Genomic DNA, 19073 nt, shown 5'->3' with positions numbered 1-19073 from the left:
ATTGTTAACATTTAATAAGTTAATAGCTATAATGAATAAGAATAATATATTAGTGTTGGCAATGTTGGCAAGCCTTGGCTTGCCGGCTGCTGCACAGAAAGATACAACTGTATTCAAGGACCAATTAGTTGATGTTGGTGCCAACGTGAATTTTTCACGTGAACAGTCTACGGCTGCTGTTTCTATTATTACCAATAAAACAGTAGATAAGCGTAGTGATAAGAATATCGGTAATTCAATTATAGGACAGGGACTTGGTCTTATATCTTTGCAGAATTCAGGTAATTATGCTGCATATAATCCAACGTTTTACGTTCGTGGATTGCAAAGTCTATCTGGTAGCTCACCATTAATACTTGTTGATGGTATAGAGCGTGATATTAATGATATAACTGCAGAAGAAGTTGAATCTATACAGATATTGAAAGATGCAGCTGCTGTTGCATTGTACGGATATAAGGGTACAAATGGCGCTGTTTTGATAAAAACAAAACATGGTAAGTACAATTCACAGGAAATAAAGTTTACTTATGATCATTTGTGGAACTTTATGGCAAACAAGCCTAAGTTTGTTGATGCATCTACTTACGCACAGGCCGTAAATGAGGCACGTGGTAATGATGGATTAGCTGCCAAATATTCTGATGCTGAAATTGCTGCATTTCAAAATGGTACATACCCAACAATGTATCCTAATGTAAATTGGGTTGATGAAGCATTCCGCAATACTGGCGTAACTAATAAATTCAATATTGAGTTCCGTGGTGGTGCGAAGAAATTCCGCTACTATACAATGATTGATCTTATTTCAGATAAGGGATTCATTAAGAATTTTGATATGAATGATGGTTATTCAACACAGAATAAATATGTGAAGGGTAATCTTCGTACAAATTTGGATATAGACCTCTCGGAAACAACAAAATTTAACGTAAATCTCCTTGGCGTTTTAGCTGAAGCTAGCCGTCCTGGTAATTCTGCAAATATTTGGGATATGATCTATTCTGTTCCATCAGCAGCGTTCCCAATAAAGAATGATAACGGTATTTGGGGTGGTAACTCTACATGGGATGGAACTGTAAATCCTGTTGCTCAAAGTGCAGGCGCAGCATACGCGAAAAATCATTCAAAAACTCTTTTCTCAGATGCTACTCTTACTCAGAATCTATCTGATTGGTTGGATGGTTTAGCTGCAACATTAAGAGTATCTTATGATAATACTTCAAATATATTGGAAAACCACAGCAAAGGTTATGTATATGGAATGAATAGTGCAACTTGGGCAACTGATGGAACAGCAACACCTGGTAATTTATTTACTGGAGGTGCTGATACTGCTATGGGCGATGGTGCCACAACAAATAGTTTCAGCAAGCGTTTCCACTTTGATGGTGGATTTAACTATAATAATACGTTTGGCAATCATTCTGTATATTCTCAACTAAAATGGGATTATGAGTATGAGGAAACAAACGGTATAAATACAGTAATTTATCGTCAGGATGCGTCTTGGTACACTCATTATGGTTTTAAAAATCGTTATTTTGCAGATTTAGCTCTTGTGGAATCTGGATCAAGTAGACTTGCACCAAGTACAAAATGGAACTTCTCTCCAACTTTGTCTGCAGCTTGGATTATATCAAAGGAAAAATTCATGAAGAATATTTCTTGGGTAGACTTCTTGAAGCTACGTGCTTCTGCTGGTATCATTAATGCGGACTTTTTGCCAAACAACACATGGACATATTATACTCAGCAGTATACTATGACAGGCGGGACATATCCTTTTAATGAAACATGGCAGTCTTCTTTTGGTCGTACAAGTCTTGATAGATATGCTACAGAGCATCCTTCTCATGAAAAAGCTTATAAGTATAATGTAGGTATTGAGGCTACTCTTTTCCACGGGTTAGATGTAACTTTAGAAGGTTATTTTACACGTCATAATAATATATGGGTATCTTCTGACGGTAAATATACTGATGTTATTGGTCAGGATGCTCCTTATGAAAATGGTGGAATTGTTGATAATTCTGGTTTTGAAATCGGACTTGATTACAATAAGACAATCAGTGAGGTGACGTTTAACATTGGTGGTAACTTCAACTATAACCATAATAAGATTCAGGAACAATATGAAGAGCCTCGTCTTTACAGTAACCTTGTACAGACTGGTCATCAACTTGGTCAGATATATGGTTTGAAGGCTATAGGATTATTTAAAGACGCTGCTGATATAGCAGCAAGCCCTAAGCAGAATTTCTCTACTGTTCAGCCTGGTGATATCAAATATCTTGATGTAAATGGTGATAATGTTATCGATGCCAATGATAAGTGTGCAATCGGTCATAGTACGACTCCTGGTATGTATTATTCATTGCATCTAGGTGCTGAATATAAAGGCTTTGGTTTCTATTGTCTTTTCCAGGGGACGGGTCTTTATTCAGGCGTACTCAATACAAAGAGTATGTATTGGCCTCTTATAAATAATACGACAATATCACAGTATTATTACGATAATCGTTGGACTCCAGCCAATCAGGACGCAAAGTTCCCTCGTTTAAGTAATGAGAATAATGCAAATAATTATCAGACAAGTACTTTATGGTTGGTAAACCGTTCTTTCTTTAAACTTCGTAACATCGAACTTTATTATAACTTGCCTAAGTCTCTGCTTGAAAAAACAGGTTTCGTTAATGGAGCTAAGGTTTACGTTCGTGGAACAGACTTGTTCAGTCTTGACCATATGGATGTTTCAGATCCAGAGTCTTATGGTGCGACAAATCCATTGACAAGAAGCATTGTTGCAGGTCTTTCAGTTACATTCTAATAAATAAAAACGAGTGAAAATATGAAACTAAATAATATACTTTGTTCTTCGCTTGCTGTTCTTGCTCTTGTTTCATGCAATGACAAGATGGACTATAACGAGTACAATATTTATGATAAGGATTATGTATCAAAGACATTCAACAATGTTGGTGGCTTTATGACAGATATATATAATACTATCGATTATGATTATGGTAGCTACGGAAGTGCTATCATGGGTAGTACTACTGATGAATCTGAATTTTCTGTGAGTGGAACTTCTATTGATGACTTCTTTAATGGAGCATGGAGTGCTACCAATGCAAAGAATTCTGTATGGGGTAGCATGTATAAGGGTATCAATATTTGTAATCAGGTTATGGAAAAGTTTGTTGGACTTACTTTCCCAGATTATGAGATGAACTCTGATTATGATGAACAGATGGCACGTTATAAGAATTATAAATGGGAGGCTCGTTTCTGGCGTGCATATTTCTATTTTAATCTTGCAAAGCAGTATGGTGGTGTACCATTGATAACAAAAGTACAGTCTACTGATGTTACAAATAAAACTTCAAGAGCAACATCTGACGAAACATTCAAATTTATTATTGATGAGTGTAATCTTGTACAAGATAGTATTGTTAAGAATCCTTCAGATTTCAACTTGCCTTCAGAAAATGATAATGGTCGTGCTAGTCGCATTACAGTTTTGGCATTAAAGGCACGTGCTGCATTGTATTGGGCTAGTCCTTTATTTAATCCACAAGGTGATAAGGAGCGTTATCATACAGCTGCGCTATATACGAAGCAGCTTCTTGATGAATGCAAGCAAAGGGGCATGGATCTTACAGCTAATTATGCTGATTTGTGGTCTACTGCTAATTGGAAAGATGCAAATATAACAAAGGAGATTATTTTTGGACGACGTATATATGGTTCTGGTTCAAATGGTGCTTCAAATACATTTGAAAGTCGCAACTATCCTATTGGTATAGAAGGTGGAAATGGCGGAAACTGTCCTACTCAGAATCTAGTTGATGCTTATGACATGAAGGCTACCGGACTTGGAATTCATGATACAGGAAGTGGTTATGTAGAGTCAAATCCTTATGCTGGTCGTGATCCACGATTGGATGCTACGGTTGCTAAGAACGGTGATGTATGGCCAACATATCAAAAAGCTAAACTTGAAACTTTTTATGGTGGTGTAAACGCACAGCCTATTTCTGGTGGAACTTTAACAGGTTATTATGTGAAGAAATTGTGTCACGGGGCAATTAATCTTACTGCAAATAGTAAATATTCAGTTGATTATCATACTTGGGTTACTTTCCGTTTGGGAGAATTCTATCTAAACTATGCTGAAGCTGTATTTAAGTATCTTGGTAGTGCTGATGCTACATCTGCAGAATTCCCAATGTCGGCACGAGAAGCAGCAAGTAAGACTCGTGTTCGTGCAGGAATGCCACAATTCCCTATAGGTATGGGCAATGATGCTTTCTGGGCAAAATACACCAATGAGCGTTTTGTTGAGCTAGCCTTTGAAGGACATCGTTTTTGGGATGTACGTCGTTGGAAGGAAGCAGACAAGTATTTCAAGGAAATAAAGGAAATGAAACTTACGAAGAATGCTGATGGATCTATTTCTTATACTCCTAACACAGTGACTCGTCAGTGGGATGACAAAATGTATCTTTTCCCGATACCACAGACAGAAATTCTTAAGAATGGCAACCTTACACAGAATCCTGGATGGAAATAGATTTGACTTATAATGAATAATATGAATAAAAAAATATTATTATCTTTACTATCTCTACTTATCGTGGCTGGCGCTTATGCTCAGCCACGATATATTTGGGGGAAGATGATACACGAAAATCTTAATCGTGGATTGGTCGCAATTCGCCAAAGTAATGGAGATGTAGCTGTAGCGTGGCGCATGCTGCGTGAAGATAATAGCAAATGTGGTTTTGATTTATATCGTAATGGTATTAAAATAAATAAAAAGAAGATAACAGGTGCAACATTCTTCACTGATACCGCTCGTGTTAATGGTAATGTCGAGTATACGGTAAAAGGAGGAAGTGTTGATGGAAAATATTTGTTGAAAGCTAATTCTCCAAATGATTATATTCCAATAAAGATCAACAAACCGGAAGGTGGAATAACTCCTGATGGACAGAGATATGACTATACTGCAAATGATGCAAGTATCGGCGATGTTGATGGGGACGGACAATATGAAATTATTCTAAAATGGGATCCTACAAATTCTCATGATAACTCTCAGAGTGGATACACTGGCAATACATATCTTGATTGTTACACATTGGAAGGAAAGCAATTGTGGCGTATTGATTTGGGCAAGAATATTCGTTCTGGTGCTCATTATACTCCGTTTATGGTTTACGACTTTGACGGTGATGGCAAGGCAGAAGTTATGATGAGAACTTGCGATGGAACTGTAGATGGATTAGGAAATGTTATCGGTGATCCAAATGTAGATTGGCGTGAGACAGCAGAGAATAAATGGAGGGGCATAATAAAGCATGGCAATGAATATCTTACAGTTTTTGACGGATTGACCGGAAAAGCTCTTTCTACTGTCAATTATGTACCTTCGCGTGGTAAAGTTGAAGACTGGGGAGATGACCATGCTAATCGATCTGAACGTTATCTAGCAGGAGTTGGATATCTTGATGGCGTGCATGCAAGTGCTATATTCATAAGAGGATATTATACCCGTACCGTAGTTGCAGCATGGGATTGGGATGGGAAAGAACTTAAACAGCATTGGGTTTTTGATACAAATAATCCTAAATGGAAAGATTATGGAGGAAATGGCAATCACAACATAAGAGTTGCAGATGTTGACGGTGATGGTTGTGACGAAATAACATTGGGTTCTGTTGCTATTGATAATGATGGTACTGGCTTATATAATACTCACATGGGACATGGTGATGCCATTCATCTTACAGCTTTTTATCCAAACTCAGACAAACTGCAAGTATGGGATTGTCATGAAAACCGTCGTGACGGAAGTGATTTCCGCGATGCAGCTACAGGTAAAGTAAAATTCCAAATACCGAGTAATGAAGATGTCGGTCGTTGTATGGCTGCTGATATTGACCCTACTAATCCTGGATTGGAAATGTGGAGTGCCGACAGTAAAGGTCTGCGTAATGTAAAAGGTGAAATTCTTAATGGAAGAGTTCGTTCTACTAACTTTGGAATTTGGTGGGATGGAGATCTGCTACGTGAATTGCTTGACCATGAGCGTGTGCTTAAATATGATTGGAAAGCTGGACGAACATATACGTTGCAGCAGCTTAAATTCTGTAAGTTTAATAACGGAACAAAGTCAAATCCATGTCTGAGTGCTGATATACTAGGTGACTGGCGTGAAGAAATACTTACACGTGATGTAGCTAGCAGCGAACTTCGACTTTATGTTTCAACGATACCTACTACCCATCGTATAAATTGTCTTGAGGAGGATGTTCCTTATAGACTTGGTGTAGCTGCAGAAAACTCTGGTTATAATCAACCACCAGAGACAGGCTTTTATTTTGGTGCGGAATCTAAATTCTAGAAATATGAAAATATCAAAGCGTTTATTCTCATTATTCATTATCTTTGCGATGACAGTATCTGCTGTTGCACAAGAAATGAATTTTAAATTATCAAAGCAGTCTGAAACACCGTTTTACTTTTCAGTAAAGGTGCCTGACGGTAATTATAAGGTAACTGTTACACTTGGATCACGTAAAAAGAAGGCTATAACTACCGTGCGTGCAGAGTCACGAAGACTAATGGTAGAGAATTGCCCAACGTTAAAAGGACAATTCAAAACTTATGAGTTCATCGTAAACAAGCGTTCTCCAAGAATCAGTGACACCAAGAAGGTTATTCTAAAAGAAAGAGAAAAATCTTATCTTGATTGGGATGATAGTCTTACTCTTGAGTTTAATGGTGTTAATCCATGTGTGAAGAGCATAAAGATACAACCAGATACAACAGCTCTTACTGTATTCTTATGTGGTAATTCGACGGTTGTTGATCAAAGCAAAGAGCCTTGGGCTAGTTGGGGACAGATGATACCGCGTTGGTTTGGACCAAATGTCTCAATTAGCAATCATGCAGAAAGTGGATTGACAGCTGGTAGTTTCTTGGCTGGAAACCGTCTTGATAAGATATTATGTATGATGAAGAAAGGTGATTATGTCATGTGTGAATTTGGACATAATGATCAGAAAGAGAAAGGACCTGGTGCAGGAGCTTGGTATAATTTCTCATATAATCTGAAAAAGTTTATTGATGAAGTTCGTGCTAAAGGTGGTAATATCATCTTTGTAACTCCAACCCAAAGACGTAGCTTCGATGCCGCAAAAGTTCGCATACAAGAAACTCATGGCGATTATCCAGATGCAATGCGTGCTGTAGCTCATCGTGAAAATGTACCAGTGATCGAACTTCATAATATGACTCGTACTTTTTTCGAAACCTTGGGATTTGAAAATAGCAAGAAGGCTCTAGTGCATTATCCTGCTGGAACTTTCAAAGGACAGGACAAGGCTCTTGCCGATAATACTCATTTTAACCCTTATGGTGCTTACGAAGTAGCCAAAATGGTTATTATGGGGATGAAGCAACTTAATCTTCCTATGGTTAATTATCTTCGTAATGATTGGAAAGATTATGATCCTTCTTCTCCAGATGATTATAATAAATTTGTATGGTATCCTGCTCCTGTTAGTGATACTATAAAACCTGATGGAAATTAAAATATTTGATAATAGAACGATGATAATCAAAACAAAATTATTTATCACAGCACTTTGTATGTTGGCATTGCCTTCAATGGCTCAGAATAATGTGCCAAAACCTTTGGCAGATGTCAATCATGTAGTTGATTTAACTCTTGACAGTCTCAATAAAGCTGAGACTGCACGTATTCCTGCTGGAAGTAGCCGTAAAGGAAACAATCCTGTATTGTTTCTTGTCGGTAATTCTACAATGCGTAATGGAACTTTAGGCAATGGTAGTAATGGACAGTGGGGCTGGGGATTTTTTGCCCATTCGTTTTTTGACGAGAATAAGATAACCGTTGAGAATCAAGCTTTGGGTGGAACAAGCAGCCGAACATTTTATAACAAGTTGTGGCCAGATGTAAGAAAAGCTCTTAAGCCTGGTGACTGGGTTATAATCTCTATTGGTCATAATGATAATGGTCCTTATGACAGTGGACGTGCTCGTGCTAGTATTCCAGGAGTTGGTTATGATTCTCTGAATGTTACTATAAAGGAAACAGGAGTGAAAGAAACTGTTTATACTTATGGTGAATATATGCGTCGTTTCATTCGTGATTGTCGTGCTGTAGGTGCAAAGCCTATTCTGATGAGTCTTACTCCACGTGATGCTTATGACGAGAAAACTGGAAAGATTGTTAGGAAAATACACACACAGTGGCTGATGCAGGTTGCTGCCGAAGAAGGAGTTCCTTTTATTGACCTCAATGAAATCTCAGGAGAGCAACTTGATGGTTACAGTAAATGGAAAGAAAAGTACTTCTTCTATGGAGATCATATTCATGGTAGCCGTTTTGGTGCAATGATGAATGCCCGAAGCGCAGCGGAAGGTATTGCCATGAGTGATAATCCAGCATTGAAACCGCTTCAGAATATGATGCTTACTGTAGAACTTCCAGCGTATAAAGTTCAGCGAGAGAAGGGTAAACCTGTTGTATGGTTTACAGGAGACAGTACTGTTAAGAATACTGATAAGGACAAAAATGGTATGTGGGGACTAGGTTCTCAGGCTTATACCGTATTCGATAAAAAGAAAATAACATGTTATAATGCCGCTCAAGCAGGACGCTCTACACGTACATATCTGAATGAGGGTCGTTGGGATAAGGTGTATAATGCACTGGAACCTGGAGACTTCGTGTTTATACAATTTGGTCATAATGATATTGGTGGTATAGACAAGGATAAAGAACGTGGTGTAATTCCTGGAGCTGCTGATACATGTCATGTATATAAATCAGCTAAGGATGGTACTTATGAATTGGTTTATAGCTTTGGTTGGTATCTGAAGAAGTTTATTGATGATGTTCGTGAGAAGGGTGCAACACCAATCCTTGTTTCTCTCACACCACGTAATGAATGGAGCAATGGAAAGATAGAACGCCGTAACGATACTTATGGAAAGTGGTATCGTGAGGTTGTCAGCCAGACTGGAGTTGAGTTTGTTGACCTGCATAACATTATGGCTGATTATCTTGATAAGAAATGTGGAAGTAAAGAAAAGGCAGATAAGTATTATAATCATGACCACACCCACTCTTCACTTTTGGGTGCTAAGACAAACGCAAACAATATTGCTAAGGGTCTGAAAGCTATACATAGTAAACTTGCTAGTTATTTAAAATAAATGTTTATGAAGAAACTGTTTTCATTGTTATTGCTGACTGTATGTATAGTCTCTAATGCGCAGTCATGGCAGAAGAAATGGCGTGTTGAATCTGAATCATCACAATATAAGGTTATACAGAATGGTGGTGATACTTTGGAAATAGTTTCCCCAAAAGGGCTTACATTATGGAATGTAAGCCCTCTTCATGGTGATGTCACAGTTGAGTTTGATGCACAAGTTGTAATGGCTGGTCCAAATGACAGACTTAGTGACCTCAACTCTTTCTTTATGGCTTCAGATCCAAAAGCCAAGAATATTTGGACCAATATGGCTGCTAGAGGTGGAGTTTTTAGTAGACAGACTGCTTTACAGATGTATTATCTAGGTTATGGAGGTAACTATAATACAACCACACGTTTCCGACGTTATACAGGAAATGGTCAACCTCCTGTAATTAGAGAATATAAAGATGCTTCACATCTTCTTAAAGCAAATCATTGGTATCATATCAAGATCGAGAAGGTCGGAAACAGAATAAGATATTTTTTTGATGGCGAATGCATCGTCGATTATATTGATGCAAAGCCTCTTGAACGGGGCTGGTTTGGTTTTCGCACAACCCTTTCACATACTCGTATAGCTAATTTTCACACATATAGAAGTAGCTTATCTGACGTTTCACTCCATTGGGTCGGAAATGTTCCTGATGTAGCTATGCCTGTAACATTCGGTGTGCCTTTTGCAAAGGGCGAAGTTACTGATAAGTCATTACGTAATTATGGAATTAGCAATATTCCAGTTGATAGTTGGATAAATGCACGTTGGCAAGATGGAAGTGTTAAATGGGCTGCATTCTCTGCTTTAATACCTAAAAGAGTAAATGCTACCACATTAAAGGCTGGTTATGGACAGCATGTAAAGCATAAACTTGTTGACATTTCCAAAAACGGAATTATTGTAAATACTGGTAATATGAAAGTGCTGTTCCCAAGACATGGGAATAGTTTTATGGATTATATCATATATAAGGGTATAAAGGTAGCTGACAAAGGACATGTCGTAGCGTCAACATCTTTATCATCATATAAGTCTGTCATAGATACTTCCTATATAGAGAACTGTGGTAATATTAGGGCGGTAGTACGTGTTAATGGTCACCTGATAGGTGATAAAGGGTCAAGCATGACATTACCTTTTACACTTCGCTTTTATCTATATTATGGAAGTGAACAAATCAAAATTCAACACAGCTTTGTTTATGACGGGAATCAGAATAATGATTTCATTAAGAGCTTGGGACTTCAGTTTAATGTTCCTTTTCGTGAAACCGTTTATAATCGTCATGTTGCATTTTCTTTTAGCGAGGATAGCGTGTGGACAGAATCAGTGCAGCCTCTTGATGGTAGGCGCGAATTAGATAGAGAGCATAATTATCTTTCTGACCAGATGAAAGGATTGCGCATACCAGAATATTCAACCTTTGATGATGAACAGAAAACCCTTCTGGATGATTGGGCTTCTTGGGATGGTTTCCGTCTGTCACAACTTAATGATGGTTCGTTTACCATTCGCAAACGTGCTACAGGTAAGTCTCCTTGGATAGGAACCTTTACTGGCACAAGATCATGTGGACTTGCTTACGTTGGTGATGTCAGTGGTGGTATCTCTGCTACATTAAAAGATTTCTGGCAAAGTTATCCATCAACACTTCAGATAGATAGCGCACGAACAAATATGGGGCGTATGACTATTTGGTTGTGGAGTCCTGAAGCTGAACCTATGGACTTGCGCCATTATGATGTCAGGGCACATGGACTTGAGTCTAGTTACGAGGATGTTCAGAAAGGTATGAGTGAACCTTATGGAGTAGGGCGTACAAGTATTATCACGCTTCGTCCATATTCTTCTGTTCCGGGAACACTCCGTTTGAAACAAGATGCAATTGTTTCAGCAGACGATGCTCGTCTACTTCCTACAGCTGAATATCTACATGATAAGAAAGCTTTTGGTATTTGGTCGTTGCCACGTCAAAGTACTGATTCGGTAACATCTGTTGTTGAGAATAAACTTAATTGGTGGATAGAAACATATAAAAAAGCCGTAGCAGATTATCATTGGTTTGGCTTCTGGAATTATGGAGATTTCATGCATGCATATTCCCCAGAACGTTCAGAATGGCGTTATGATGTTGGTGGATATGCGTGGGACAATACAGAATTAGCAAGTCCTGATTGGCTATGGTATAGTTTCCTTCGTACAGGACGTGCCGATATATGGAAGATGGCAGAGGCTATGACAAGGCATAACTCTGAAGTAGATGTATACCATCTAGGTGATATGAAAGGACTAGGAAGTCGCCATAATGTAAGTCATTGGGGATGCGGAGCTAAAGAGGCAAGAATCTCGCAGTCAGCTTTTGATAGATTCCTATATTATCTAACATCTGACGAACGACTTGGTGATATTATGCATGATGAAACCGATGCTGATATGATGTTATATCATATTGATCCGATGCGACTTGCTGAGCCGATTTCTGAGTATCCATGTACTGCGCCAGCTCGTTTGCGTTTTGGTCCAGACTGGCTTGCTTATGCAGGAAACTGGATGACAGAGTGGGAGAGAACGGGTAATACCAAATATCGTAATAAGATTATTGCTGGTCTGAAGAGTATTTCTTCGCTTCCTGACGGAATATTCACAGGAAATCTTGCTAAAGGATATGATCCTGCAACTGGTATAATTAGTTATGAGGGTGACGTTAATATGAAGAAGACAAATCACTTAATGACTATTATGGGCGGTTTCGAAGTAATGAATGAACTGCGCCAGATGATAACTGTCCCTGAATTTGAACATACATGGCTTGATTTTGCTCGTAGATATCAATTCATGGCTGCGAAGAATCATAACCATTTCCCTGTAAGACGACTGCAGGCTTTCGCAGCTTATTCGCTTAACGATAAGGTTCTGCGAAACGCTGCTTGGAATAGCCTGCTTAAGGATATAGATAACTTCTCAACAAATGATGCTGCTCTTTGGAGTCTTGATGCAATCTATATGTTGGAAGTTATTCCTGAGAAGTAAAGAGTTTGGCTCTTATGTTGATATCGTTCCTTCTTTGATTTTTTTATAGTTTGATCAAACTATTATTTCATCATTTTGAATTTAAAGAAGTCCATATCAACATAACCGCCTGCTTGTTTTGTCGCATAATTGAAGATTGCAAATCTTGTACCCATAAAGAAACGGCGATAGTCGAAAATCATTTTGTAATCGCTTCCTATTCTGTTCCAATTCTTGTTGTTAAGGCTGTAATAGAACTTTGCAATGTCCTTACCTGGATTGAAGTCTACATCTATGCGTAGATAAATCTTGTTTGATTTAATCTCCACACTGTCTTTTACGTTTTTCTTAACTCCTGTAATGGCTTTTGCACGGTCGCTGAGACTAACAGACTCTTCACTCATTGTTAATACATTCTTTTTACCAGTCTTGCTTATTGTTAGGATACCAGAATCACCATTGAAAGCTGCGACCCCAGTCTTATCACCATCTTTCATCTTGCTGATGTCAAGACTTATAATAGCACTGCTCTTTGGTCCCTTCATGCGCTGTGATATAGTGTTGGGTGCGTCAAATATGCTATTTGATATGCGACTAGTTTTAAGTCTAAGATAGCCACTTCGTTCTGATAATGACCACGCATTGTCAATAGGGTTGTGATTCCATTGCCAATACATATTTAGTTTTTTACTGTTGAAGTCATCGCTTCCTACAATATCAGTAGTCTTACATCCCTGTATAGGTTTGTCCATGATCTCAGGTACGTGCCCCTTTTCGTCACCGAGAATAGGCCATTCGTTAATCCATTTACATGGTTCAAGAGTCAACACACGACCGACTCCACCGCGATCCTGAAAAATTATTCCATACCATTTCCCGTCTTTTGCATCAACGATTGTACCCTGACCTACGTATGAAAAACCTCCGAATGGAGTTTCCAAAATAGTCTTTTTCTCAAATGGACCATGAATGTTTTCTGAGCGATAGCATACCTCGTGGCGAGCCTTACCAGCAGGCCATGAAATCATTAACAGATAGTATTTTCCGTTATGCTTTATCATACGGCTACCCTCAAGAAGTCCTGTTTCGTCAGCTTCACGATTGAATAGTTTCACATCGCTGCCTTCTTTCACACCTTTCAAATCAGGTGTAAGCTCACACATCTGTCCTGTGCCATATACAACATAAGCACGATCGTCATCGTCAAAAAATAGTGTGGCATCATGGAAATGTTTCATTCTTGAAACTAGAGTCCATTTGTCTGTAGGATTCTTTGCAGTATATATATATGTATCGCCTCCAGGATTATCATTTGGTGCAAACAGAACATAGAATCTGCCCTTATGATATTTAAGTGATGTAGCCCATTGCCCACGACCATATACTGTTCCCTCTTTCATGTCGTATTTTGGCGAATCCGTAAGTTTGTCAAATACGTAGTTAACTGTTTCCCAGTTCACTAAGTCCTTAGATCGCATGATTGGTGCTCCGGGCATAAGATGCATCGTTGTGGTCACCATATAAAAATAATCCCCAACCCTTATCACATCTGGGTCTGGAGCATCTGCCCAAATCACAGGATTTGTGAATTGACGACTAGTGATGTTACTACTCTCTTTCTGGTTCTTTCCAAAACAAGTGGATGCAGCCAATGTAAGAAATAAAAAAAGTAAAAAGCGATTACGGATCATATCAAATATTATATTAGTTCCCGCAAAAATACAACTTTTTATAATGCAAAGAAAACTGCCATGTTTCATAAACTTTTTGTTATGTAACATGGCAGTTTTTTTTATTAAATATGTGCCTTTATTTCGCTTCCGTTGTAATTAATGTGATACTTTTTACCGTTTGGCGTTACGATATTAAATTGCCTATCTTTTATTATTCCAGGATAGTTGCCTTTTTGCTTACCTATTGTTAGGATTTTGTTGGCATTGTCCCAATGGAAATTTATAGTGGCATACATTCCTTTCTCGTAATTATAATTATCACCCTCGTCTTCATACAACGTAAAGTTGCCGTCTGCACCAGGGTAGATTCTTATTTCCAAGTTGTCCCATTTCTTTTCGCCAGTATATTCCATTTCTGGCGCAAGTGGAATAATGCTTCCTGCACGCATAAACATTGGTACCTCAGATAGAGATGTGCTTATGTTTACATATTGACCTCCGTTGTATTGCTTGCCTGTCCAGAAGTCAAACCATTTCGTTCCAGCAGGAAGATATTTACGTGTGGTCTTATTTTCATTGAAGTTTGCCGCAGTGCTCTCGGGTTGCGCTTTGACCTCTTTGCTGTCCCAGCCAGTCATAGCGTTTTCTTTTATTATCTTTTCCTGTGTGTATTTTGCTTCTACTATTGGGGCTGCGAGGATAGAACTTCCAAACATGAATTCATCTGGCATATTCCATACTTTGCGGTCTGATGCAAAATCAGAAAATAGCGGGCGCATATAACTGTAGTCTTTGCTGGTTACTTGCCATGCTGTTGAATATATATAAGGTAGCAGTCGGTAGCGAAGATTAATCATCTTCTCTATGGCGTCGTATATAGGTTCGCCCTTCTTACCAAACTGATAAATTTCACGTGGTGCGTCTGTTCCATGACTTCTGAATACAGGACAGAACAAACCATATTGCAACCAACGTACATATAGTTCTTGGTATTGTGGGTTATGAGTGGCAGAACCGCTACCATGGTTATTATATGAGCCACAGAAGAAACCGCCTATGTCTGTGTTGAAGTTAGGGTCACCAGTAAGAGAGAAGTTAAGTCCAGCAGGAATCTGCTTTCTCAGCATATCCCATGACGAAGCCACATCACCGCTCCACATATTTGAACCATATCTTTGTTGACCTGCAAAGGCAGAGCGTGTCATGATAAACACACGCTTATTACTATTTTCTTTGCGCTGGCTGTCATAAACTCCACCAACTGTACATAGTGGGAATGCGTTTCTTAGGCTACGCCATGTTCCGTTGCCAGCTTTATGTTCATAGTCATGTTCTGTTGGATTGAAGAAGTCAGGATCTGTAGAGTCCATCCACCAAGCATCAACGCCTAGATTAAAAAGACGCTTTAGGTTTTGCCAATATATATCACGTGCGTCTTGGCTGAAAGCATCATATACACACACTCCTGATGGATAGTCCATACGGGGTGGCCAAGGGGTGAGTCCACTTTGTGGCCAAGTTTGGAAATCAAACAACAGTCCTTTCTCGTTTAGTTGTTTGTATGCTTTTGTCATAGGTCCGAAACTTGCCCATATAGATATCATGAAATGTGCGTTCTTGCTGTGTACCTTTTCAATCATCTTTGCTCCATCAAGATAATCGTCGGCAAGAAATTCCATTGCGTTCCAGTTATAGTTGCTTCCCCAATATTGCCAGTCCTGTATTATTCCGTCAAGAGGAACATGCAGTTCTCTGTATTTATCTACTACGTCAACAACTTCCTTGCTGCTCTTGTATCTCTCCTTGCTCTGCCAATATCCGAAAGTCCATAAAGGGAACATCGGAACCTTACCTGAAAGATGTCTCATCTGTGATATCACTCCGTCGGCATTCTTGCCGTACATGAAATAATAATCCATTCCGTCTCCCACTTCTGATGATAATGACATTCCATTTGCGTCGTCGTCATAGTTCGTCGGTGAATAGTTGTCCCAGTATAGTCCCCAACCTTTTATTGACTGCACAACATTCTGAAAGTCTTCCAAATTAGACTGTTCCATAAGTTTGTGAGTGTTTCGGCGGCTGAGAATGCCGTTTTGTATTGTTCCAAGACCATATACCGGTTCGTCTTTTTCCAATGAGAAAGTCTGACTAACTTTGTATGCTCCTTTATCAGCGCCATCTGTACGTAAAACAAAATTACTGTTTTTTTCTTTCAAAAGTAGCTTTCCTTTTTTGTTTTTGAAAGTAATTCTACCCAGATTGTCAACAGTTATGCTTAAAGAATCACTTGTAATCTTGTTGCCATTTCTAGTTATTGCCACATCTAACGGATTGGCAATAACAACAAGACTTTTCTTGTTGAAAGTGTGACCCTTGGGGACCTTTACAATCCTCACGATAGACGGAGTGTAGAACTCCACCTTGATGTCGCATGACTTAGTGGTAAATTCCACTTCGTTTTTTGCTGTTGTGGTTAAGGCAATGCCTATAAACCCTATCAGAAATAGTTTTCTAAATATCATGATATATTTTAAAAATAATATTAATTCAATGTCTTTATTTAATATGTGCAAATATACAATATTATTTTTTATTTTAGCCAATGATTATGTTTCAAATTCTTTTTGCGGTGTAACATTGCTTACAATAATAAAATAAAACCTAATAAATATTGTTTTTGTCATTTCTTTTTTGTTACTTTGTGGAAAGAAAAATAATTAAGAACATATAAATATGGGAAAAGGGAAAAAAGGCGGTAAACGCATGACAAAGAAGCAGCTGAGCGAACAATTGCAAGGTTTCTTCTCTTCTCAGCCAGGTAAAACGCTGAGTTTTAAGGAGATATTCCGTACCCTAAGATTAGACACTCATCCACTAAAGATGCTTGCCATTGATATAATGGAAGAAATGGTCTGGGATGATTTTATTACGAAGGTTACAGATAGTTCATATACTTTGAATACAAAGGGACAGCTGCAGGAAGGTACTTTTCTCAGAAAGTCTAATGGTAAAAATTCATTCTTGCCTGAGGATGGGGGTTCCCCTATATTTGTTTCTGAACGCAACTCAATGTGGGCGCTTAATGGTGATCGCGTGAAAGTAAGTTTCATGGCTCGTCGTGAGAAACATATCAAGGAAGCACAGGTGATAGAAATTCTTGAAAGAAAGAAAGATCAGTTTGTTGGTAGGCTTCGTGTAGACAAGAGTCTTGCTTATCTTGTAACTCCTGAAAACACGTTTGTTCATGACATCATCATCCCGAAGAGTAAACTTAAAGGTGGACAAAGTGATGACAAGGCTATTGTAAAGATTACTCAATGGCCTGATGCTGAGCATAAGAACCTTATAGGTGAAGTTATTGATGTGTTGGGACAGACTGGCGACAATGATGTGGAGATGAATACTATTCTCGCACAATATGGACTACCCTATAAATATCCTAAAGTAGTGGAAGATGCCGCTAACAGCATTACGGGTGAAATCACAAAACAGGATGAGGCTGAACGTGAAGATTTCCGTGATGTGTTCACTTGTACTATTGACCCTAAAGACGCAAAGGACTTTGATGATGCTCTTTCAATTAAATTGCTTGATAAAGGTTTATGGCAGGTCGGTGTTCATATTGCTGATGTAAGCCATTATGTAACTGAGGGTTCTATCATAGATAAGGAGGCTGTAAAACGTGCCACAAGTATTTATCTTGTAGACCGCACGATACCGATGTTACCTGAACGCTTGTGCAATTTTATCTGCTCTTTACGACCAGATGAGGATAAACTTACGTATAGCGTTATATTCAATATTGATGAAGAGGCTAACATAAAGAGTTGGAGAGTAGTTCATACTATAATCCGAAGCAATAGAAGATATGCTTACGAAGAGGTTCAGCAACTGCTTGAGGATAATGGCGTCGTAGACGGTACTGGCGAACCAGCTCCTGTAGCTCCAGTTGGAGGATATAAGGGCGAGAATGCTGATCAGTTGATTATGCTCGACAGAATTGCAAAGATGTTTCGTGCTAAACGCTTTAAGAATGGTGCTGTTAAGTTTGATCGTGAGGAACTTCATTTCGATATTGATGAGACAGGCAAACCTACACGTTGCTATTTCAAGCGTTCAAAAGATGCTAACAAACTTGTTGAGGAATTCATGCTTCTTGCCAACCGAACTGTTGCTGAGAGTATCGGCAAGGTGAAGAATGGTGCAAAGGCAAAGACGCTTCCTTATCGTATTCATGACAATCCTGATCCACAGAAGTTGGAAACACTGCGCCAGTTTATCGTTAAATTCGGATATAGGGTAAAGACAGAAGGAACTAAGGGCGCTACTGCACGTAGTCTTAACAAGTTGATGGATGACTGTGATGGAAAACCAGAACAGAAGATGATTCAGTCTGTTGCCTTGCGTGCAATGATGAAGGCAAAATATAGTGTTCACAATATCGGACACTTTGGATTGGCTTTCGACTATTACACTCATTTCACGAGTCCTATACGTAGATATCCTGACACAATGGTACATCGTCTTCTTACAAGATATGCAGAAGGTGGACGAAGTGCAAACGAGAAGCATTACGAGGAACTTTGTGAGCATTGTTCTGATATGGAAATTATCTCTCAGAATGCCGAACGAGATTCTATAAAATATAAGATGGTAGAGTTTATGAGTGATAAACTTGGAGAAGTCTTTGATGCTCATATCAGTGGTATCACAAGTTATGGAGTCTATGCAGAAATAGACGAAAACCATTGCGAGGGAATGATACCTATGCGTGATTTGGATGATGACTATTATGATTTTGACGAGCGTAATTTCTGTTTGCGTGGTCGTCGTCATCACCATACATACCAGCTTGGTGACCCTATTAAGATTAAAGTTGCAAAAGCCAATCTTGAAAGAAAACAGCTTGATTTCGGGCTTAGCGAATAATTCGGTATTCTTCAGGACATAGTTGTTCAACTTAAATATAAAAAGCTGAGAATGAATATTTCACTCTCAGCTTTTTTAATAAGATAAACGCAAATTCTGTGGTTAAGTAAAGCTAAAGGTTAGAATTATATTTAAAAATTAATTTGTAAATGTATCAACTTTAAC

At 38.6% G+C, this 19073-nt stretch carries 9 protein-coding genes; 7 read left to right on the top strand and 2 right to left on the bottom strand.

What is annotated here, in order from left to right:
* Positions 1–31: 31 nt before the first annotated feature.
* The 6 genes from prwr041_RS04880 to prwr041_RS04855 are packed head-to-tail and all read left to right on the top strand — an operon-like array spanning position 32 to position 12324.
* Positions 32–2830: a SusC/RagA family TonB-linked outer membrane protein gene (locus prwr041_RS04880; protein ID WP_207155218.1), complete on the top strand. Its 2799-nt coding sequence runs from the start codon at positions 32–34 to the stop codon at positions 2828–2830.
* Positions 2831–2851: 21 nt separating this feature from the next.
* Positions 2852–4576: a RagB/SusD family nutrient uptake outer membrane protein gene (locus prwr041_RS04875; protein WP_207155217.1), complete on the top strand. Its 1725-nt coding sequence runs from the start codon at positions 2852–2854 to the stop codon at positions 4574–4576.
* A 21-nt stretch (positions 4577–4597) separates the two neighbouring features.
* Positions 4598–6412, top strand: coding sequence for a rhamnogalacturonan lyase (locus prwr041_RS04870; protein ID WP_207155216.1), 1815 nt, complete (start codon positions 4598–4600; stop codon positions 6410–6412).
* Between the two features lie 49 nt (positions 6413–6461).
* Positions 6462–7604: a rhamnogalacturonan acetylesterase gene (locus tag prwr041_RS04865; RefSeq protein WP_207155584.1), complete on the top strand. Its 1143-nt coding sequence runs from the start codon at positions 6462–6464 to the stop codon at positions 7602–7604.
* 58 nt (positions 7605–7662) lie between these two features.
* Positions 7663–9255: a rhamnogalacturonan acetylesterase gene (locus tag prwr041_RS04860; RefSeq protein ID WP_207155583.1), complete on the top strand. Its 1593-nt coding sequence runs from the start codon at positions 7663–7665 to the stop codon at positions 9253–9255.
* 6 nt (positions 9256–9261) lie between these two features.
* Positions 9262–12324: an exo-rhamnogalacturonan lyase family protein gene (locus tag prwr041_RS04855; protein ID WP_237072306.1), complete on the top strand. Its 3063-nt coding sequence runs from the start codon at positions 9262–9264 to the stop codon at positions 12322–12324.
* Positions 12325–12386: 62 nt separating this feature from the next.
* On the opposite strand, the gene prwr041_RS04850 is transcribed toward prwr041_RS04855, so the two are convergent.
* Together prwr041_RS04850 and prwr041_RS04845 are read right to left on the bottom strand one after the other, a co-directional pair.
* Positions 12387–13994 carry a glycoside hydrolase family 43 protein gene (locus prwr041_RS04850; RefSeq protein WP_207155582.1) on the bottom strand — a complete coding sequence of 536 codons (1608 nt, stop codon included), beginning with the start codon at positions 13992–13994 and terminating at the stop codon, positions 12387–12389.
* A 104-nt stretch (positions 13995–14098) separates the two neighbouring features.
* Complete coding sequence (locus prwr041_RS04845; RefSeq protein ID WP_207155214.1) at positions 14099–16501, bottom strand: glycoside hydrolase family 31 protein; 2403 nt, start codon at positions 16499–16501, stop codon at positions 14099–14101.
* A 211-nt stretch (positions 16502–16712) separates the two neighbouring features.
* Here prwr041_RS04845 and rnr point away from each other — a divergent pair, with 211 nt between their 5' ends.
* Positions 16713–18908, top strand: a complete 2196-nt coding sequence (rnr, locus tag prwr041_RS04840; protein WP_207155213.1) for a ribonuclease R — start codon at positions 16713–16715, stop codon at positions 18906–18908.
* Positions 18909–19073 lie beyond the last annotated feature (165 nt).

The sequence above is a fragment of the Prevotella herbatica genome, from assembly GCF_017347605.1.
GTDB classification, from domain to species: Bacteria; Bacteroidota; Bacteroidia; order Bacteroidales; family Bacteroidaceae; genus Prevotella; species Prevotella herbatica.
The sequence above is the reverse complement of the archived record's forward strand: the minus strand, read 5'-3'. Positions and strand labels throughout refer to the sequence as shown.